This is a genomic window from Streptomyces sp. NPDC048420 (genome assembly GCF_040651535.1).
Taxonomy (GTDB): domain Bacteria; phylum Actinomycetota; class Actinomycetes; order Streptomycetales; family Streptomycetaceae; genus Streptomyces.
Window position 1 is genome coordinate 81,018 of sequence record NZ_JBEZKG010000006.1, and the last position, 18,751, is coordinate 99,768.

Genomic DNA, 18,751 nt, shown 5'->3' on the forward strand with positions numbered 1-18,751 from the left:
ATCGATCTCATGAGCGCGATGTCCCGACTGGCTGGCCGGGGTCATGCGCTTGAGGCCAGCACCCGGTGTGCGTTCCGCCGTTCGGCAGAAACGTGCTGGGCGTCGTCGCCGACGGTTCTGCAGTTGGGTGGAAGTCGATCTTCAGATCGTCACCGACCCACCGGACGGGCCCTAGGCAGCCGCACGCGCCAGAAGTGCATCAAGCTGAGTCGCGGTGGCCTCGGGATCGGTCGTGTGGTGGATGGTACGGATCCCGAGCGCCTCGGCTGGTGGAAGGTTTTCGGCGTGGTCGTCGACGAAGACGCACTCGGGCCCGGACAACCCCAATTCAGCCAGTGCTCGTAGGTAGATGGCCGGCGACGGCTTGCGCACGCCCTCCCGCTCGGACAGGATCACCGCGTCGAACGCGTCCTCCCACATGCCGAGCGCCTCGTACGGATTGTAAGGAGTCAAGCCGAAGCTGTTCGACAACATCGCGACCCTAATCCCAGTGGCACGAGCCTTCTCCGTGGCCGCCACGATGGCCGGTTCCGGCCTAAGGTTCGCCAGTGCTCGGCGCATGAGGTCGGTGGAGTCGATGCCGAGGATCCCGCCGATGACCCGGTTCCAGTCCTCCTGGGTAGCCTTACCGACTTCGAGCGCAGAGTAGACACGCACGCCTTCAGGGTTCTCGTTGAGGGCGTGAAAGTAGGCGCCAGGCTCAAGTCCTTCGGAGCGTTCGAAGGCCTCGCCGTTGAGCCGCATTCGCGTGGTGAGGACTCCGCCGAAGTCGAGGATCAGGCCGCGGTAGGAGGAGGACAAAGGGGCTCCTTGCGAGACGCACGTCGTAAGGCGGTCTCCCCGCCGGTCTGGTGAGGGACCTTGAGCACCCTCCCGGAGGGGGAGAGACACCCAGTATCCCCCCTTCTGGACGGAGTGCAGACCTACGCTTGATCTGAGCGCCAACCCACGTGGATAACGGGTCAATCTATGAAAAATCACCGTGAGTTGCCCATCATCAGGCAATCAGACGCAGTCGAGTATCGGGCTGCAGTACGGGGGAGAGACTTCGAGTACTCCCCTTCAGGACGGCGAACGGGCCTACGCTTGATCTGAGTGCCCAACCCACGCGGAGAACAGGTCAATTCATGTTTAATGCACGCGAGTTGCTCACCATCGGTATGCGAGTCAAGTACTTTCGCGAGCGACGAGGCCTGTCGCAGAAGGGTCTTGGAGAGCTGATCGGCCGCTCGGAGAACTGGGTCTACAAGGTAGAGCATGAGCAGATCCCGATCGACAAGCTCTCATTGCTCTTCGAGCTCAAGCGGGTGCTCCGCTGTGAGCTGGAGGATCTGACGGGCGGCTTCCTGTCCAGCGTCGGCGCTGGCTTGGACTCGGAGCACGAGCACGTTCCCGAGATCCGAAGCGCCCTGTCCCTACCGTCCTCACTGCTGCCCAACACGGTGGGAGCAGTGAGTGTCCAGGACTTCACGGATTCTGTCGACGACGCGTGGAAGGTCTACGAGACGCAGGCCAAGGGGCGGTACCAAGACGTCGGAGCCCGCCTGCCAGTGCTCCTGCGTCAAGGGCACGCGGTCTTGCGCGATGCGAGCGGCAACGAGGAGCAGGTGGCGCTTCGTCAGCTCATCAGCCTCTACGGTCTCCACCAGATTTGGCTGCGTCGCGTCGGCGAGCCGACCCTTGCTCGGATCGCCGCTGACCGCGGTCTGTCGCTTGCCGACAACACCGGAGACCCGGCCCTCATGGCGGCCGCAGCCTGGAGCCTCTCTTGTGTCCTCACATCGGTCGGCGAGGTGCACGACAGCGTGGAGCTCGCACGCCAGACGATCGCTAGTTGTGCGCCCACCGACGACTCGCCCGCCGAGCACTGGTCGGCGTACGGCGCGCTGCACCTTCAGGCGGCGGTCGCCGCCGTACGCGCCGCGAAGGGCCCCGTCGCATGGGACCTCTACCGCGGCGCGAAGGCGGCGGCTGCGCGCGTAGGTGGGGACCGCAACCACTGGCACACGTGCTTCGGGCCGACGAACGTATCCATGCACGAGGTGCATCTGACCGCCGAAGAAGGCAACGCGAGCGAGGCTCTGCGCCTGGCCGACACTGTAGAGATCAATCCGGAACTGCCACTGGAGCGCCGGACCCGGTACTTGATCGAGGTCATGAACTGCAACCGCATCGCACGCGACGACTACGCCACGGTGCACGTGCTGACCAAGCTCCGGCAGCAGTCGCCGGAGGAGATCGTGTTCTCTCCCCTGGTCAGGGAGGCGGTGACCGATCTATTGAAGAGGGAGAAGCCCTTGTTCCGGGACGACTTGAGGGCGGTGGCCACTCACCTCGGGATCGCCGCGTGATCCGTGGGGCACCCTGAATTTCTGTTCCTGACCCTGAATCCCAATCAGCCCTGAATCGCATTCAGGGGTGATCTTGTCAAATGGCCCTACGTTAAAGCGTTATGACGAAGGGTCACCTCCGAGCCAAGTCCTCCGCTGCGCCTCTGCCCGCCCTGTGGGTCGAGCGTGCGGAGGGCCGACCGATACACCACACGCAGGCTGGCCGCATTGCCATTCCGCTCACCGTGATGAGCGGAGCGGAGACCGTAGAAGTAGTGGCGCTCGTCCTCACCGCTGAACAGACGGAGAGCTTCTACGAGGAGATCGGCGCGGTGCTCTACCCGAGCCGTTCGGCCGAGTCAGCTCCGACTGCGGAGGCGGCGTCATGACTGCCCCGCGCCGGACAGCGGGCGACCGCATGCGCCGGCTCGCCCTCGCTGACGCCGCGAATGCCCCCGCCTTGGTCGGTATAGACGCCCCTTTCCTCCGGCGCCCGCCGTTGCAGCGCAATCGTCGCGCAGCTCTCTTGTGCTCTCTCGCCCCATCAAACAGCGGGTGCACGCCCGAACCCGGCCGTAAGTAGGGAGTCCCCATGCTCTTCGGAGCTGCCGATACCGGGCTGACCAGCCTGTTGGAGGCGTCCCCGCACTCCGCAGTGGAAGCACCAACGACCGTGCTCCCAGTCTTCGACACCGCTGTGGAAGCCGACCCGTCCTACGTTGGGCACGTCCGTCGCCTCACCGGAGTGTGGCTGAAGCTTCTGTGCGGGATGGAGGGCGAGCGGGCCGACCTCGTACTGCTCGTGGTGTCCGAGCTCTGCACCAATGCCATCCTGCACGCCCAGGCCGAAGCGTTCGGACTACGCGGCCGTCTGAAATCCGACGGACACGTTCGGATTGAGGTACACGACTGGTCTCCTTCGGCCGCTCCCCGGCCGCGATCCGTCGGCCCGATGAACGAGAGTGGCCGCGGCCTGTTTCTGGTCAAGGCCTTCGTCACCCAAGAGTTGGGCGGGTCCTGGGGATTCTCCGAGGACGGGGCAGTTGCTTGGTGCGAGGTGCCGCTCAGCTCATCACACAGCGATCGCGTATGGCGGGAGCCTCCCCAATGATCCCGCACGTGCCATCCCCGTCGGGCCCTACCTGGGAGCAGGCAACTACTCAAGGATGCGTTCCGGTCCGCCCTCAGCGATGGGCGAGAACGTGGCTCATGGAGCCAGGCACCCCCCGGCTAGCTCGCCTGCACACGCGCACGACCTTGGCTATGGCGGCGTGGGCTGGCAATCGATCGATCGCCGCCAGGGTGGTCACGGAACTGGTGTGCAACGCGGTGAAACACGTTGGCACTGGTGAAGTAACGCTCGCCTTGGTCATCGGTGAAGACGAGGAACTCCTTATCGAGGTGACGGACCCGAGCCCTGAGTTCGGCGGATACGAAGCCGCTGTGGCTGAGGAAGGGAAGACGGGGCTGGGTCTCATCCGTGCTTTGGGATGCGACATCGATTGGGACGCTTCGCCCATCGGTGGCGGAAAGTCCATCCAGGCACAGATTCGGCTGATGCAGGCCTGAAAGGTAGTTAATGCACCTATTTAACCTTTTCAAATCGACTATTGAGGACTTTCCCAAATGTCCGACCGTGTGCCCCCCACCCGCCCGGTCACCCATCGCCGCAGACGAGACCGCCGCCCACGGGTGGACCGCTACCTCCTCGACGAACTTACTGGTGTGCTGGCCGTACCGCTGTTGTGTCTCGTTGCCTCGTGGAGTGTGACGCTCTTGGCCGCGTGGCTGTACGAGTTCACGATCATGCGGCTCGCGTTGGCGCTCGGTGGCAGCGTGGTCATCGCCGGGTTAGCGGGCTGCCTACGAATACGGGCCGTGGCTGTTTCGCTTCAGCAGCGCCGCATTGCCGAGTTCGAGCAGATCAAGGAAGCCGTGGGCGCGGCTGAACAGACCATGATCTGGACGGCGGATCAGCTGTGCAAAGGCACCCGGCCGCCGCTCCCTCCCGAGCCTCAGCCAGCTGGCGACGATCCGGTTGAGGAAGTCATCGCGCTGATCGGTAACTTGCAGGTGCAGGGTGCGTTCAGTCTGCAACGGACGCACGACGAGTCTCAGGCGGCGGTGCTCGTCGCGATGCATCGGGCTTTGACGCGGCGCCAACACGGGCTGATCGGTGCCTTGTTGGAGCACATGACGCTCCTGCAGATGTCGACGGAGGATGCGGTGCTGCTGCACCGATGCTTCCGGATCGACCACCTCGCGACGCGGCTGCGCCGCATGGTGGAGAGCGTGTCCGTCGTCCTGGGCGGCCAGTCGCTTCGCGAGACACGGTCCTCCATGCCAGTGGCCATCGTGCTGCGCGGAGCGAAGTCCGAGGTGGTCAAATACGAGCGCGTCGACACGGTTCCGGGTGACGTCGGCAACAGATTCGCACTGCCTGCGCACATCCACCCTGACATCACTCACCTGCTCGCCGAGCTGATCGACAACGGTCTGGAGCACTCCAGTGCCGCGACCAAGGTCACCGTCCGCGCTCAAGAAGTGGCACAGGGCCTGCTGATCGAGGTGGAGGACCGGGCCAGTCACCTGATGGCCCCGGCCAAGCGGGAGCGGCTGAATCATCTCCTCGCCCACCCGGAGGAGGCCGATGTCGCGGGCCAGGTCCGTGACGGGAACTTCGGTCTGATCACCACTTCGAAGATCGCCGCGAGGTACGGCCTGAAGGTCTGGCTGGAGATGAACAAGATGGGCGGCACCACCGCCCACGTCGTCATCCCCCGGCAGTACCTCCTCGCCGTCACCCCCACGGTCGGCACCATCACGGTCCCCACCGCAGCGCCCCCCGCTCCGCAACTGGCGTACGCAGGCGCCGCGCCCCCCGCACCGAGCGAGGACGGCCCCGCAGCACAGCCCGTCCTCGCGGATTCGGACCCGCTGCCTCGACGGACCCCTGTGACCAGACCGATGCCTGCCAGCGTGACCAACGAGCCTGCCGCGCCGGCCACGGCTGCGAACCCCCAGAACGTGGCCGACTGGCGTGAGGGCCTCCGTGCCGGGATCGGCACAGAACCTAGCCCCGGCACGCCCCCGACCCCTCATTCCTGACCCCCCACTACTTTGCGTGGAGTTCTCCGCCATGACTAATGACGTGACTACGTCAACCTCAGCGCACTCCCTTGAGAAGACCAGGGAGCAGATGACCGGCCTGCTCGACGAGTTCGTGAAGGACACCACCGGCGTCACGCACGCGGTGCTGGCCTCACGCGACGGCATCAAGCAGGTCCACCCCTCGCACATGACCTCCAAGGCCGACATCGACTGGCTTGATGAACTGGCTGCGGCGGCCTCGGGATTGATGTCCCTGGCAAAGGGGACCACCGGGCCGACGGGAGACAAGCGGCCAGTACAGCAGCTCCTCATCGAGCGGAGCGACAGCCTGTTCCTCCTCACCGAGGCCGGGGTCGGCAACGCGTTCACCGATTCCGGCAAGAGCGTCGCGACTGTGCTGCTCGTGCTGGCCGCCACGGACGCGAACATGGGCCAGGTCGCCTACGAGACGGGGCGCATGGTGCAGCGGTTCGCCCCGTTCATGACCACCCCGATCCGCTTGCTGGGTCAGGTCGACGGTGTCGCGTGAACTCCCCGACAGGCCAAGACTCATCGCAGACCGAGGCCTTGGACGAGACGACCAGCATCGTCCGGCTGTATGCGGTGACCAACGGCGTCACCCACGCCCGTCACACGCTCAGCCTCCACGCCGTCCTGGAGCTGGGGCGTCGCGCACCCAGGCCGGGGCTGTCCGAGGAGAGCGTTCGGCTTGTGGAGTTGTGCCGTCAGCGGCACCGTCCGCTCGTCGAGCTGGCCGGCACCCTGGGCCTGCCCGTGACCTTGGTGGGGGTCCTCGTCTCCGACTTGATCGACGCAGGCGTCCTGGCCGTGTCCCTGCCGGAGAGGGGGAGCGGGAACAGCGACCTGCAGCTGCTCCATGCGGTCGTTGCCGGTCTCAAGCGGAGGCACCCCAAAGCGACTGCGAAGGCCGGGTGACGTCATGACCCCATCCCCGCAACCGGCCAGGGCGATCGCCAAACTGCTCATCGCCGGAGGCTTCGGCGTCGGCAAGACCACCGCCATCGGCTCCGTCAGCGACATCACCCCGCTGCGCACGGAGGAAGTGCTCACCGCGCAAAGCACGGCCATCGACAGCCTGGCGGGTATCGAGGACAAGACGACCACCACGGTCGCCTTCGACTTCGGCCGTGTCGGCTGGGACGCTCCCACACCGGTGGAGCTGTATCTCTTCGGCACTCCCGGACAGCCCCGCTTCTGGGACTTCTGGCATGACCTGTCCGAAGGGGCGCACGGCGCTGTGGTCCTGGCCGACACCCGCCGGCTGAAGTCGAGCTTCCCCGCGGTCGACTTCTTCGAACAGCGCGGCCTGCCCTTCGTCATCGCCATCAACGTGTTCCCGGGGACCAGGCGCCGTCCCCCGGACGAGGTCCGCGAGGCTTTCGCCGTGGACACACAGGTGCCGGTCCTGTTCTGCGACGCCCGCAACGCCGACTCCGTGGCCCGGGTCCTGATCACCCTGGCCGAGTACGCCGCGACCGTCGCATCCGCCAACTCTGCCCTCCTGGACGCCTGATGACCCATTTCCCCAGCAGCCATCGCCTGGCTTCGCCCCTCCCGGGCCCCGGCAGCACACAACGCCAGATCGAGACCTTCACCGATGACCCGGAAACCGAAGTCGCGGAGATGGAAGTCCGTCTGCGCCGGTTCAGCGAACTGGGCATCCCGCTGGAAGCCCAGGAGTACCTCGACGATGTCGCCGACGACATCGCCCAGCGCAGCGGCTTCCTCTACTCCATGGCGAACGCGTTCGGCGAAGAGCAGACGTTCCTCGGCATGCACAATCCGGCACCCGATGCCGGCTACCCCATCGTCGGCCGCACCATGAGCCGCGGCCACGGCTACTGCCCCGAAGTCGTGCAGCGCAGACGGGGCCTGCCCCTGTGGGACGTCGCCGCCTCCCCCCGATTCCAGAGCAACCACGTCGTGGATGCCATCGGCATCCAGAGCTACTTCGGCAGCCCGGTCATCGACGCCGTCACCGGCCTCGTCCTGGTCACCGTCTGCCTCATCGACCCCGAACCACGCACCTTGAACGACGCGGCCCGGCTCCAGGCCATCACCCAAGACGGCAGCCGGGTCGTCGCCGACATCCTCAAGATCCCGCAGCCCGCCTCCTGATCTGCCGCCTACCCGGGACCCCCACACCCCGCGGTACCGGCCGCGCCCCGCCTTGCGACCCCACACGGGGAGAGGGAGACGACCATGCCCGCCACACCCACCCCACCCCCCGAGACGCTCCGCCCCTACCTCACTCCCCGCCATGAACTGCTGTGGCAGGAAACAGAGTTGTTCGCCGATCAGTACGTCGGGCCGCGCGTACCGCGTCTGGAGCACTCGACGAGCAAGTTCGACCGGCGCCTGGCGCAGCTGATGGGCGAACGCGGCTGGTTCGGGGTGACCGTGCCCGCCGCCTACGGCGGAATGGAGCTCGGGCACGTCGCCAAGACGATCCTGATCCACAGGATCTCCGTGATGTCCGCCGCCGCGGGGGCGATCCTCCAGGCCACCCTCATCCCCGTCGGCGCACTGGACCACTTCGGCACCCACGAGCAGAAAACACAGTGGCTGCCACGGGTCGCTGACGGATCGGTGCTGATGTCGATCGCAGTCACCGAACCAACGGCGGGCGGTCACATCGGCGGGATGGATGCGGTCGCCGAGCGGGACGGGGACGAGTGGGTGATCACCGGGAGCAAGGCCCACATCGGCAACCTGCACATCGCGGACCTGCACGTCGTCGTCGCCCGCACCGGCGAAGTGGATGACAGCCCCTCGCAGGCCCTGACCGCCTTCCTCGTCGCCAACGACCTGCCGGGAGTGAACGTGACGCCGTACCGAGCGGGGCACGGACTGCGGGGATTTTCTGCGGGCCGGCTCGACCTCGACCAAGTCCGCGTCTCAGCCGACCAGGTCCTCGGCGAGGTCGGACAGGGTATGGAGGTCGCCCAGCGCAGCAGCATCAGGTACGGACGGCCGAACCTGGCCGCCGTCAGCCTCGGCATACACGACGCGGTCATGAGCCTGACCACCAGCTTCCTCAAGGCTCGGCCCCGCTACGGAGCGACTCTGCTCGATCTGCCCGTCCTCCAGGACCGTCTCGGCGCGATCACGCACCGGCTGCACGCCGCCCGCGTCCTCCTCTACCACGCCGCCCATCTCCTCGACCAAGGCATCGACTGCGATGCCGAACTTGTCAACGCCAAGTACAGCAACCACGCATGGGCCATGCAGTCGAGCCAGGACGCCATGGAACTCCACGGCGCCAACGCCCTCGATCCCGACTACCCGCTCCAACGCCTGATACGGGACATCCAGCACACCTACGCGCCCGCCGGCACCGGCGAATTCCAGCGCATCCACCTGGCCAGAGCCGTCCTCAGCGCGGCCTCGGCCGCTGGCCCGAGCACCTAGCCGCAACCTCGTGTCTCCGACACCCCCACGGCCGGAGCCACCGTCGTCCGTCCCTTCGAGCACTGACCCACCCACCACACGAACAGTCCAGGACACCCATGACGAACGATGATCTGCCGACACCCAACGGGAGTCCGGCTCCGGCCCCCGAGGACGCTGCCGTCGCGTCCGATGAAGACGCTGCCGTCGCGCTGGATTTACAACTGACAGATCGGCAACTGCGGATCTTCCAATTCTTGCGGCAGTCAGTGCAGGTGAGGGGATACCCGCCCTCCATGCGGGAGATCGGCGACGCGGTGGGACTAAGGAGCACGTCCTCCATCGCCTACCAGCTCAAACAGCTGGAAGAGAAAGGGCTCATCTCGGCTGACCCTGGCCTTCCCCGCTCGTACCGCATCCTCACTGGCGACACGAACGGCCCGCAGATCCCTCCCCTGCAACACGTTGGATGCCCGCTCCTCGCCGCTGACAACACTGAGGAGCACACCAGTCCCCTTGTCCTCAGGGTCATGCTCGACCCGCCCACCCGCCGGGCCCTGCTCTCCGGAGCCCTGCTGACCGTGCGACAGCTGCCCATGCACGACACCAACTGCACCACCTTGGGTGATGCCGGTGTTCTCGGTCAGGTCACTGCGGTCTCCCACCCCTTGATCAGCTTCAACTCGTAAGTCGGCGTCCTCCTATGACTCCCGTGCACGGCATCCCCCGTGAGTCCACAGTGCCGTGCACGGGTCCGGCCGGCCGGTTGCTAGTACCCCGGATAGTCGGTGATCCGGGAAACCGGCGGCCGACCCGGACACCCGTCCCTGTGCTCGCCGTGCGTGGGGTTCTGCGGCACAGGGGCGGACCGTCTCCCGGCGCGGAGTGCCACGCGGCCTCCGATCACGGATGGCACAGGCAGACCACTACCCCAGAAGGGCACGCCTTGGACGATCAACTCGCGCCTGCGCTCGGCATCGCATCCATTACCCATGGACGGCAAGGCCGTTCCGGCCACCCGCCGTTGCAGAGAGCCGTTCTCCAGCGAGGTGCCTCAGTCGCGATGGCCGCGAATCCCGTGGAGGCGTTCTTCGACACCGTGTTGGAAGCCGCCTCGCCGACGAGGCAGGTCACCTCCCTTCTGGTCGCCCATCTGCTGCCGAGCCAGCCGACGTTCCTCCAGTCGCTGCGCCGTATTTCGACGCTGGCCTCCGTGGTTCCCAAGCCCAACTCGGTACAGCAGTCGATCCGCCAACCGCTGGAAGGGCTGACCCGCTGTGACGACCTCAGCCGCAGCGAACTGACCCGGCCGGAGGCGTTGCTGGAGTACCTGGAGTTGCGGGCAGGCGGCCAGCCGGTGGTTCCCCTCGACGTGGGCGGCTACTTCGCTCCCGGCCTGGCAAGGGCTTGTACGGGCTTCTCCGGCCAGATCCTGGGCGTGGTCGAGGACACCGAGAACGGGCTGCGTCGCTACGAGTCGCTCGACAAGCCGCCGTGTGCCGTTTACAACGTGGCCCGCAGCCCGCTGAAGGAGGCGGAGGACCGGGGCGTCGGCGAGAGCATCGTGTTCTCCACCGAAGCGCTGCTGCGCAGCACGGGTGAGGTGCTGACCGGCCGCCAGACCTGTGTGATCGGCTACGGGAAGATCGGCTCCAGCATCGCCGACGCGCTGCACGGCCGCCGCGTTCCCGTGACCGTGGTCGAGCGCAATCCCATACGCCTGGTCAACGCACTCAGCGCGGGCTACCCGGCGGCACGGCTCCACGACGCCCTCGCGGAAGCCGAATTGGTGTTCTGCGCCACCGGCGACCGCTGCCTGACCACGGCCGACATGCGACTGCTACGCGAGGGCGCGTACGTGGCGAGCGTGACCTCGGCCGACGACGAACTCGACCTGACCGGCATGGCCGAGGCGTTCACGGGCGAACCGGTCGCTGAGCACATCACGCGCTACCGACACCGCGGCGGCAGCTTCCACCTCCTCAACGAGGGCAACGCCGTGAACTTCCTGCACGGCTCCGCCCTGGGCCCGTCGATCCACCTGGTCCAGGCCGAGATGTTGCTCGCGCTCACCCAGTTGGTGAACGTTGCGCACCCGCCGGGCTTCTACGAACTCTCCGCCGACCTGCGACATCACATCGCCGACGCCTGGCTGAGCACCTTCCACCCCGCATCGCGCACGCATTCCCCTGTAACCGTGAGGAGTTGAACAGGATGCCCAGCACCATGCCACTCCCCAACGACGGGTGTACTCCGGCGCAGGCTGTCGCGCTCCGCAGCAGCCGGACCGTGGTGACCGGGGCCGCAGGCTTCCTCGGCTCCCATCTTTGCGAGCGCCTGATCGCCTACGGCTCACACGTGGTGGGCGTGGATGATCTCTCGACTGGCCGGGGGGAGAACCTTGCCGCGCTCGACGAAGCCGACGCGTTCGAACTGCTGCTCCACGACGTGACGTTGCCTTTCCACGTCTCCGGGCAGGTCGACTACGTGTTCCATCTCGCCTCGCCCGCCTCGCCCCTGGACTACGGCAAGCAGCCGGTGCGGACGCTCGTGACCGGTTCCGCCGGCACCCTGAACGCGCTGACCCTGGCCGCGCAGAAGCAGGCGCGCATCGTGGTGGCCTCCACCTCCGAGGTGTACGGGGACCCGCTGGAGCATCCACAGCGGGAGAGCTACTGGGGCAACGTCAACCCGGTCGGCCCGCGCAGCGTGTACGACGAGGCCAAGCGCTACGCCGAGGCCCTGACAGCGGCGTTCGGCCGGACCGCGCAGGTGGACACGGCCATCGTGCGGATCTTCAACACCTATGGTCCGCGGATGCGGCCGTACGACGGCCGGGTGGTGCCGACCTTCATCGCGCAGGCCCTGGCCGGCCAGCCGCTGACGGTTGCCGGGGACGGCAGTCAGACGAGGTCGCTGTGCTTCGTCGACGACACCGTCAGCGGGCTGCTGGCCCTGGCCACAAGCGGGGAGCGGGAGCCGGTGAACATCGGCAACCCCCACGAAATCACCGTGCTGCAGCTGGCCGACATGATCCGGGAGTTGACCGGATCGGCGTCTTCGATCACCCACACGCCGCTGCCCGCGGACGATCCGCGACGCCGTTGCCCGGACATCACCCGCGCTCGGCAAGCGCTGGGCTGGACACCCCTGGTGGACCTGTCGGCGGGGCTGTCCCGCACGATCGACGCCGCCCGCGCGGCCACGGCGGGCCCGGCGTTGGCGGGCGATGCCCGGTGAGCCCCACGGAGACGTTGCCGCCGATCGTGTGCGGTGTCGACGACCATTACCTGCTCCCGCTGGGGATTGTCATGCAGTCCCTCGCCGCGGCTCACCTGGACGACCTTGCCGATCTGCGTCTGATCGTGCTGCACGAGGACCTCTCCGCCCACGGACAGGACTCCCTCCGCCGCCAGGCCGACCGCCTCGGACTGAGCATGGACCTGCGCCAGCTGCCCGCCCCGGCCTCGGCCGGCTTCCCTGTCTCGGGATGGATCAGCGGCGCGGTGTATCTGCGGCTGTCCATCCCGGAACTGGTCGACGATGCGCGGGCGCTCTACCTCGACAGCGACGTGCTCGTCCTGCGCAGTCTCCGACCGCTGCTGCGACAGGATCTGCACGGCTTCGCGCTGGCGGCCGTACGCGACCCGCAGAACCCTCTCCTCGGGGGCGGGATCGCGCTGCCCGGATGGGACCGGCTGGGCCTGGACGGCGCGCGCGAGTACTTCAACAGCGGGGTGATGCTGCTGGATCTGGCGGCCTGCCGTGAGCAGCGGCTGTTCGAGCAGGCCCGGCGCTTCCTCCACGAGCGCCCAGAGCACGTGCGGTTCTGGGACCAGTGCGCGCTGAACTGGGCGGCCGACGACCAGTGGCTGCGCCTGGAGCGGACGTGGAACACCTTCGCGCTCTCCCCGCTTGCGGCCCAGCCCGACTTCGTCCACCACGCCGAGCCCGCCATGCCGCTGGCCACGTTGCTGGAGGACGAGCAGACGGCCTCGATCGTGCACTTCGCGGGCCCGCTGAAGCCCTGGCAGGCCAACTACCCCGGCGGCCGGCTCGGCGACCTCTACCTGCGGCACATGCCTGCCTTCGCGCCCGGGGAGGACCGATGAACCCCCGCCGGATCATGCGCTGTGCGGCCGGCGCCGTGGCGGTGGCCGCAGCGGTACGGCATACGGCGGGACTGTGCGCGATGCGCCGCACCCTGGCGACCGTCGACCAGCCCGCCCCGCCCGAGGAGGAGATGGTCGCGGGCATCGTCCACTTCGTCGTCCCCGTGCTCCGCGAGCAGCCGCACATCCGTGCCGCGGTGGACTGGTTCGTTCCCCTCTTGAAGCAGTGGCCAGGCTCAACGTTGACCTTGGTGACCACCGCCCGTGAGCGCGCCGAACGGATCCTGATAGCCGAGCAGATCGCCGCGCGCAGTGTCCGTCAGCCGCACGCCATGGCCGCCGGCATGTTCCCGGAGCTGGCCGACGACGAGCTGCGGGCCGTACGGTGCCGCCTTCAGCGGCCCGGCCCGGTCAGCGCCCAGGAGGTGGCCGGAGCACTGGATAGCGTGGCGACCACCGACCAGGTCGTTGATGCGGTCCTCGCCGATCCCGCCCTTGCGGCGCTGCCGATCCGGCACGTCCACTACACCGGCACCGGACGCAAGGCCGCCCAGGTCAACCAGGCCGCAGCCGGGCTGCCCCGCACCCCGGAGCCGGCCTACCTGGCGGTCTACGACATCGACTCCCGGCCCGGCCCGGAACTGATTGAGCGGACCTGGGCGAGCATCGTCGAGTACGCGGCGCGGCAGGGGAGCCTGCCCGGAGTGGTCCAGCAGTCCGCCCGGTTCACCAGCTCGGGGGCGAGCCCGCACCGTTGGGAGCGCGCCCTGTGCCTGGGAGCGGCCCGTCTGCAGACGCTGTGGACCCTGCGCCGTGAGATCCCCGCCTTCCGCCGCTACACCCGGGCCGTCCTCGGCGGACACGGGCCGGTGCGGATGCTGGCCGGTGGCGGCGCTCTGGCCCAGACGGTCGGCCACGGCCTGTGGGTCCGTCTGGATGTCTTCGGTGAGCTCGACGGACTGCCCACCTACACGGTGCTGGACGACCTCCCCTTCGGCTTCCGGGCCACCGTCGAGCACGTGCCGGTGCACGTCGTGGACCACACCGCCACCGCGCCCGGGCCAGAGGACGCCCGCACGCTGTTGGAGCAGGGACGGCGCTGGTTCGCCAACTACCTCGACTACTCCGCCTGCTGGGCTGAGTCGACTCGCTGCGGCCGTGGCACTCCGGCTCGGCGCGCGACGGCACTCGCGGCGGGGTGGTACCGGGGAGCGACGTGGCTGGCCCGCACCCCTGCCACCGTCACGTGCCTGTATCTGCTGTTGCGGCCCTCGACCCGCCTGCCGATGAGGGCGACGGCTGCCACCGCCCTCTGGCTGGGCCTGGTCACCCCCATCGGTCAACTCGCCGCCGCTGAGGGCCGGTTGCTCAGTCCGTGCGAGCGGGCGCAGGCGAGCTTCGAACTGCTGCTGGCCTATCTCGTCAGCAGTGCCGGGCCCGCGCTCGCCTTCGTCCACCCCCCGGCACGCCCCGGTGCCGAACGGGCGATGGCCCCCAAGACCAACCGGCGCCTGACCTCGGGCGGCACCCCCTCTGCACCGTCACGGGAGGCACGGTGATTATCGGCATTGAAGGCGTCAGCTGTGCCGGGAAATCCTCCCTGGCCCGCGCCCTGGCCCAAGTCCTCGACGACCCGCTCGTCGTGCCCTGCTACTACCACACCGCCCCCGACCCGGCTCTGCTGCCCGCTCCGGTTGCACCGTCGGCAGACGAGCAGCTCGCCGGCCTCCACATCCTCCTGGAGGTCGAGCAGATACGGCGTCGGCGAGCCGAGGAGGCGCACGCCCAGGGGCGCGACGTGATCTTCGACCGGACGGTCGACACGCTCCTCGCTCATGCCCACGCAGTGGCCGAACTCCACGGCTACCCGATCATCAGCCAGGCGCGCCAGCTCATTCTGGACGCCCGTCCCCTGCTTCCCGCCCTCACCCTGCTGCTTCACACAAGCCCGGACGTTCTCGCGGTGCGGGCGGCCAAACGGCCGGGGATGCCGCCCATCTTCTACGCCCCCGATTTCGCACGGCATTTCAACGCGCACTTCGCTTCGCCGCTCACTCCGCGCTGCATCTGGCTGGACTCCACGCCGCCGACCGCCGCCCTGGTACCCCGCGCTGTTCGGCACATCCAGCAGGCCCGACGCGCAGCGGGCCATCCTCCGGAGGGCCCCGGGCCCTCCGGGCCCACGGCAAGGAGGGCGGCATGAAGGTCGCCGTTCTTGGCTGCGGGCTGATCGCTTCGCGCTGGGTGCGCACGCTGGCCGACGACCCGCGCATCACCATCGGGGCGCTGGCCGACCCGGATTCGGATGCCGCTGAGCGTCTTGCCCGCCGCTATCAGCTGACCGTGCCCCGGCTGACCGGCTGGCAGCAGGCGTTGGAGATCGCGGGCCTGGACGCGGTGGTGAACCTCACCCCGCCCGCCCGTCACGCCGCCGTGTCCGCTGCCGCGCTCGATGCCGGTCTGCACGTGCTGACCGAGAAGCCCCTCGCTGTCAGCCTGCGCGAGGCGACAGGCCTGGTGCACCAGGCCCGGTCTGCCGGGCGGCACCTTCTGGTGATGCAGAACCGGGCGATGGACCCGAGCTTCCTTGCCTTCCGCGACGCCGTCCGCGCCGGCACCGGGCCGTGGGCCGTCACCGCCGACACCCTGGTCACGCTCCACCGGCCGGGCTTCCGCACGCGGATGCGCCGGCCCGTCCTGACCGATCTGGCCATCCACGCCTTCGACCAGATACGCAGGCTCATCCCGGCCGCCGCCCTCGACATCCAGGCCGCAGAGGTCCCACTGCCCCACCAGGGCGCCCATTGCGCGCTGGCCACCCTGCTGCTCCGCTTCACCGACGGCTCCGTGTTCTCTTACCGCGGTGGCTACACCTCCGGCGGCCTGCACACCCCCGCAAGCGGTCGATGGGGCGCCGTCGGCACGGACCTCGCCATTGCGTGGGACGGCGAGAACCAGCTGACCCACGGTGCCATCGGCGAACTCCCCGAGAGTCAGGAGCCCTTACCGCAGGCGCCCGCGGGCTATCAGCTCGTCATCAAGACCATGGTCGACGTGCTACACGGCGGCTCCTGCCCGGAGCTGGCCGCCGAACAAAACCTCGGCTCGATCGCCCTGCTGGACGGGGCACTTCGCTCCGCCTCCCTCGCCCGTCCGTGCCCTGTCGACCTACCAGACCCGCTGCCGGAGGCCCTCGATGCAGCCCAGTGACCTCCCACCGCCTACTGAACTCCAGGCCACGTTGGACAGGTTGGTGGCCGACGGGCTGGCCGCTCCCGGTTGTCGCCCCGTGCCGCTGACGGGAGGGGTGGACAACCATGCCTTCCGCGTCGAGGGCGCGAACGGCCGGGAGCTGATCGTGAAGGTGCCGGTGCCCGGCCGGATTCCCCGGTATGCCATCGCCGCCTGGGCCGCCACAGAGCTTGCTGCCGCCAATGTTCCCGTGCCGGTATCCCTGTGGCAGACCGATGACTTCGCGGTGGAGACCCTCTGCCCGGGCCGACCCCTCGGTTCGACGACGGACCGAGCGGTGGCCGTCCGTGCCGCTGAGCAGGCTGGGATGATCCTGCGCCGCATCCACAGCGTGCCGGTCACCGGGTACGGGCGACTAAGAGCGGACGGATCGGTCGAGCACACCAGCATCGAAGCCTGGCTGCTGCGCACGCCCTCCCAAGACTCGGGCCACGGCCTGCTGCACGCCCTGACACCCGTGGTGACGACCGCCCTGCGTGTGCGAGCACCGCTGGTTGCCGGGGTGTCCGCCCGCCTGCTGCACGGTGACTGGACCGCCCGCCACGTCCTGCACACCGACACGACCATCACCGGCGTCATCGACCTGGAAAGCGTCCGCGGCGGCGATCCACTGGCGGACGTGGCCGGCTGGAGCCTCCAAGAGCCCGGCTACCTGACCGAAGCCCTCGCGAGCACCTACTTCACCCACCCGCCGGAGAAGCATCAGCGGACCGTCCTGGCCGTGTACCGGGTGCGCATCGCCCTGTTCCTGCTCGCCTTCCACGCCTCCCGTGGTCAGGAGGACCTGGTGACCCTGCGCGGACATCAGATCGCCGCCGATCTCCAGGACCTCGCCGCCGGCCAGCCCCGTCTCGTGCCGCGCATTCTTCAGCTTTCCGCGACGCGTACGTCGCCCGGTCCTCAAGGAGTTCCCCGATGACCCTGATCCGTACCCGCGACCGCCAGAAACTCACGGGGGGCAACCGCCCCGAGACCTGCCCGGCCTCCGCCGCGGGCAAGTTCGTCATCCGCGCCGACGGCACCGCCCGATTCGACCGCCATTACCACGAGTTCGCCGAGTTCTGGTTCGTTGCCGCGGGCCGCGGCACCGTACTCATCGGCGACGTTGCCCACCAGGTCGAGGCCGGCGACATCCTGTACACAGCCCCCGGGCTGGAGCACGACGTCCTCGACGTCGCCGAGGAACTGCACATCTTCTATCTCTCCGCCGAGCTGCCGCCGGGAGCCTCGCCCCACCACTTGCACAAGACCCCGGAGGCGGCTGTCAAGCACCCCGTCCCCGTCCGCGACCAGCGGCAGGGAGACGATCATGCCTGATACTTCAACAGGGCTGGTCGGACTGCCCTTTCCTCGCGAGAACAAGTACGCCGCCGCCGAGTCGGCGGTCGTGGAGCGGCTCCGTTCCGGGCGCCTCTCCGATACCAACCGGGGCCCGGCGATCCAGTCGCTGGAGGACGCCTTCACCGACCTGACCGGGGCCCGCTACGCGCTGGCGTTCAACTCCGGGACGTCCGCACTGCACGCGGCTCTGCACGCCACCGGCGCCCACCCGGAGGCCGGGATCGCCGTCTCGCCGATGACCTGGATCTCGGCGCTCACCGCGACGCTGCACGCCGGGAGCTTCCCGGTCTTCTGCGATGTGGAACCGAACGGAGTGAACCTGGCGCCCGCCGCCCTGGCCGCGGCAGCACCGGGCTGTTCGGCAGCGGTCGTGACGCACGCCTGGGGCATCCCCGCGCCGATGGACGCACTCGGCCATATCGATGAGCCAGTCGCCCTGGTCGAGGACGACTCGCACGCGCACGGGGCTCTCTATCTCGGCCGCCCGGCCGGCTCCCTCGGTGCGGCCGGCTGCTTCAGCCTCCAGGACGCCAAATCCGTCTCCGGTGGCGAGGGCGGCATCCTGACCACCAGCACCCGCGCCGTCTACGAACGCGCCCTCACCCTGGGCCACCATCCCCACCGCCTGCAAGCCGAACTCTCCCTACCCGACCTGCGACCGCTCGCCCAGACCGGAGCCGGCTACAAGTTCCGGATGCCGGTGCTCTCCGCGCTCATCGCCCGCGAGCAGCTGCGCACCCTGGCTGAACGCGCGTGCGTGGCCGAGACCAACCTGGCCGTCCTCACCAGCACGCTCGCCGACCGCAAAGCCCCCATCACGGCGCCCGAGTTGGCCGACGGCACCCGACGCGGCTGGTACGGAACGCCGCTCACGGTCACCGAACCGCTCAGCGAGCCGCAGGCCCTGCGCGCCGCGGCTGCCTCCGCTGGTATCCCGCTGCGGCCGATGTACGACGACTGGGTCAAAGCCCCCCTCTTCCAACAGCCGGATCTGTTGCGGCAGTTGTGGCCGCACGTCCGTCTGTCCCCGTATGCCCCGCCGGAGCCTGACGCGCTGCCCCACTACTACCGCGCCCGCCGACAGACCCTGGTGATCAAAGTGCCCATGGTGGCCGCAGCCGACTACATGCACGCCGTCGGCCGCACGCTCGCCGACATCCTCAACCGGCACCTCAACCCCTGACCGCCCTCTCC

General features: G+C 68.4%; 20 protein-coding genes and 1 pseudogene. 20 read left to right on the forward strand and 1 reads right to left on the reverse strand.

The features are described 5' to 3' along the window. Positions 1-171: 171 nt before the first annotated feature. Positions 172-801 carry an HAD family phosphatase gene (locus AB0D34_RS12070; protein WP_362660319.1) on the reverse strand — a complete coding sequence of 210 codons (630 nt, stop codon included), beginning with the start codon at positions 799-801 and terminating at the stop codon, positions 172-174. 326 nt (positions 802-1,127) lie between these two features. On the opposite strand from AB0D34_RS12070, the gene AB0D34_RS12075 reads away from it, so the two are divergent. From AB0D34_RS12075 to AB0D34_RS12170, 20 genes and pseudogenes are all read left to right on the forward strand, one after another. Beyond that, entirely contained in the window at positions 1,128-2,351 is a 1,224-nt protein-coding gene (locus tag AB0D34_RS12075; RefSeq protein WP_362660322.1) for a helix-turn-helix transcriptional regulator, read from the forward strand. 227 nt (positions 2,352-2,578) lie between these two features. Next, positions 2,579-2,719, forward strand: coding sequence for a hypothetical protein (locus tag AB0D34_RS12080; RefSeq protein WP_362660325.1), 141 nt, complete (start codon positions 2,579-2,581; stop codon positions 2,717-2,719). A 203-nt stretch (positions 2,720-2,922) separates the two neighbouring features. Beyond that, positions 2,923-3,441 (forward strand): ATP-binding protein, encoded by a 519-nt coding sequence (locus tag AB0D34_RS12085; RefSeq protein ID WP_362660327.1) that lies wholly within the window; start codon positions 2,923-2,925, stop codon positions 3,439-3,441. Positions 3,442-3,539: 98 nt separating this feature from the next. Further along, the gene (locus tag AB0D34_RS12090; RefSeq protein ID WP_362660330.1) at positions 3,540-3,899 is read left to right on the forward strand and encodes an ATP-binding protein; all 360 of its coding nucleotides are present in this window, start codon (positions 3,540-3,542) and stop codon (positions 3,897-3,899) included. Positions 3,900-3,956: 57 nt separating this feature from the next. Then, positions 3,957-5,438 carry an ATP-binding protein gene (locus tag AB0D34_RS12095; RefSeq protein ID WP_362660333.1) on the forward strand — a complete coding sequence of 494 codons (1,482 nt, stop codon included), beginning with the start codon at positions 3,957-3,959 and terminating at the stop codon, positions 5,436-5,438. 91 nt (positions 5,439-5,529) lie between these two features. Beyond that, complete coding sequence (locus tag AB0D34_RS12100) at positions 5,530-5,970, forward strand: roadblock/LC7 domain-containing protein (RefSeq protein ID WP_362660336.1); 441 nt, start codon at positions 5,530-5,532, stop codon at positions 5,968-5,970. A 38-nt stretch (positions 5,971-6,008) separates the two neighbouring features. After that, positions 6,009-6,377, forward strand: a complete 369-nt coding sequence (locus tag AB0D34_RS12105) for a DUF742 domain-containing protein (RefSeq protein ID WP_362660339.1) — start codon at positions 6,009-6,011, stop codon at positions 6,375-6,377. A 4-nt stretch (positions 6,378-6,381) separates the two neighbouring features. Next, on the forward strand, positions 6,382-6,975 hold the full coding sequence (locus tag AB0D34_RS12110; RefSeq protein WP_362660341.1) for an ATP/GTP-binding protein: 594 nt from the start codon (positions 6,382-6,384) through the stop codon (positions 6,973-6,975). Then, a complete protein-coding gene (locus AB0D34_RS12115; protein ID WP_362660344.1) occupies positions 6,975-7,580 on the forward strand; it encodes a GAF domain-containing protein in 606 nt (201 codons plus the stop codon). The genes AB0D34_RS12110 and AB0D34_RS12115 overlap by 1 nt, the downstream gene beginning before the upstream one ends. Positions 7,581-7,664: 84 nt before the next feature. Next, positions 7,665-8,873 (forward strand): acyl-CoA dehydrogenase family protein, encoded by a 1,209-nt coding sequence (locus AB0D34_RS12120; RefSeq protein ID WP_362660347.1) that lies wholly within the window; start codon positions 7,665-7,667, stop codon positions 8,871-8,873. Positions 8,874-9,076: 203 nt separating this feature from the next. Further along, positions 9,077-9,271 (forward strand): annotated as a pseudogene (locus AB0D34_RS12125) (repressor LexA); the annotation flags it as partial. Between the two features lie 644 nt (positions 9,272-9,915). Next, entirely contained in the window at positions 9,916-11,061 is a 1,146-nt protein-coding gene (locus AB0D34_RS12130; RefSeq protein ID WP_362660350.1) for an adenosylhomocysteinase, read from the forward strand. A gap of 5 nt (positions 11,062-11,066) precedes the next feature. After that, complete coding sequence (locus AB0D34_RS12135) at positions 11,067-12,092, forward strand: UDP-glucuronic acid decarboxylase family protein (RefSeq protein ID WP_362660353.1); 1,026 nt, start codon at positions 11,067-11,069, stop codon at positions 12,090-12,092. Next, on the forward strand, positions 12,089-12,964 hold the full coding sequence (locus AB0D34_RS12140) for a glycosyltransferase family 8 protein (protein WP_362660356.1): 876 nt from the start codon (positions 12,089-12,091) through the stop codon (positions 12,962-12,964). Before AB0D34_RS12135 ends, AB0D34_RS12140 begins: the two co-directional genes overlap by 4 nt. Then, entirely contained in the window at positions 12,961-14,523 is a 1,563-nt protein-coding gene (locus tag AB0D34_RS12145; protein WP_362660359.1) for a hypothetical protein, read from the forward strand. Before AB0D34_RS12140 ends, AB0D34_RS12145 begins: the two co-directional genes overlap by 4 nt. After that, entirely contained in the window at positions 14,520-15,167 is a 648-nt protein-coding gene (locus tag AB0D34_RS12150; RefSeq protein ID WP_362660361.1) for a hypothetical protein, read from the forward strand. The genes AB0D34_RS12145 and AB0D34_RS12150 overlap by 4 nt, the downstream gene beginning before the upstream one ends. Further along, positions 15,164-16,174 carry a Gfo/Idh/MocA family oxidoreductase gene (locus AB0D34_RS12155; protein WP_362660363.1) on the forward strand — a complete coding sequence of 337 codons (1,011 nt, stop codon included), beginning with the start codon at positions 15,164-15,166 and terminating at the stop codon, positions 16,172-16,174. Before AB0D34_RS12150 ends, AB0D34_RS12155 begins: the two co-directional genes overlap by 4 nt. Beyond that, complete coding sequence (locus tag AB0D34_RS12160; protein WP_362660366.1) at positions 16,161-17,135, forward strand: aminoglycoside phosphotransferase family protein; 975 nt, start codon at positions 16,161-16,163, stop codon at positions 17,133-17,135. Before AB0D34_RS12155 ends, AB0D34_RS12160 begins: the two co-directional genes overlap by 14 nt. Further along, complete coding sequence (locus tag AB0D34_RS12165) at positions 17,132-17,533, forward strand: cupin domain-containing protein (protein WP_362660369.1); 402 nt, start codon at positions 17,132-17,134, stop codon at positions 17,531-17,533. Before AB0D34_RS12160 ends, AB0D34_RS12165 begins: the two co-directional genes overlap by 4 nt. Further along, positions 17,526-18,740 carry a DegT/DnrJ/EryC1/StrS family aminotransferase gene (locus tag AB0D34_RS12170; RefSeq protein ID WP_362660371.1) on the forward strand — a complete coding sequence of 405 codons (1,215 nt, stop codon included), beginning with the start codon at positions 17,526-17,528 and terminating at the stop codon, positions 18,738-18,740. The genes AB0D34_RS12165 and AB0D34_RS12170 overlap by 8 nt, the downstream gene beginning before the upstream one ends. Positions 18,741-18,751: the final 11 nt, after the last annotated feature.

Bases quoted from the DNA above. Each gene is read 5' to 3' on its own strand.
- AB0D34_RS12075 (WP_362660322.1), top strand. From the start codon at position 1,128: ATGTTTAATGCACGCGAGTTGCTCACCATCGGTATGCGAGTCAAGTAC.
- AB0D34_RS12080 (WP_362660325.1), top strand. From the start codon at position 2,579: ATGAGCGGAGCGGAGACCGTAGAAGTAGTGGCGCTCGTCCTCACCGCT.
- AB0D34_RS12085 (WP_362660327.1), top strand. From the start codon at position 2,923: ATGCTCTTCGGAGCTGCCGATACCGGGCTGACCAGCCTGTTGGAGGCG.
- AB0D34_RS12090 (WP_362660330.1), top strand. From the start codon at position 3,540: ATGGAGCCAGGCACCCCCCGGCTAGCTCGCCTGCACACGCGCACGACC.
- AB0D34_RS12095 (WP_362660333.1), top strand. From the start codon at position 3,957: ATGTCCGACCGTGTGCCCCCCACCCGCCCGGTCACCCATCGCCGCAGA.
- AB0D34_RS12100 (WP_362660336.1), top strand. From the start codon at position 5,530: ATGACCGGCCTGCTCGACGAGTTCGTGAAGGACACCACCGGCGTCACG.
- AB0D34_RS12110 (WP_362660341.1), top strand. From the start codon at position 6,382: ATGACCCCATCCCCGCAACCGGCCAGGGCGATCGCCAAACTGCTCATC.
- AB0D34_RS12115 (WP_362660344.1), top strand. From the start codon at position 6,975: ATGACCCATTTCCCCAGCAGCCATCGCCTGGCTTCGCCCCTCCCGGGC.
- AB0D34_RS12120 (WP_362660347.1), top strand. From the start codon at position 7,665: ATGCCCGCCACACCCACCCCACCCCCCGAGACGCTCCGCCCCTACCTC.
- AB0D34_RS12130 (WP_362660350.1), top strand. From the start codon at position 9,916: ATGGCCGCGAATCCCGTGGAGGCGTTCTTCGACACCGTGTTGGAAGCC.
- AB0D34_RS12135 (WP_362660353.1), top strand. From the start codon at position 11,067: ATGCCCAGCACCATGCCACTCCCCAACGACGGGTGTACTCCGGCGCAG.
- AB0D34_RS12145 (WP_362660359.1), top strand. From the start codon at position 12,961: ATGAACCCCCGCCGGATCATGCGCTGTGCGGCCGGCGCCGTGGCGGTG.
- AB0D34_RS12155 (WP_362660363.1), top strand. From the start codon at position 15,164: ATGAAGGTCGCCGTTCTTGGCTGCGGGCTGATCGCTTCGCGCTGGGTG.
- AB0D34_RS12160 (WP_362660366.1), top strand. From the start codon at position 16,161: ATGCAGCCCAGTGACCTCCCACCGCCTACTGAACTCCAGGCCACGTTG.
- AB0D34_RS12165 (WP_362660369.1), top strand. From the start codon at position 17,132: ATGACCCTGATCCGTACCCGCGACCGCCAGAAACTCACGGGGGGCAAC.
- AB0D34_RS12170 (WP_362660371.1), top strand. From the start codon at position 17,526: ATGCCTGATACTTCAACAGGGCTGGTCGGACTGCCCTTTCCTCGCGAG.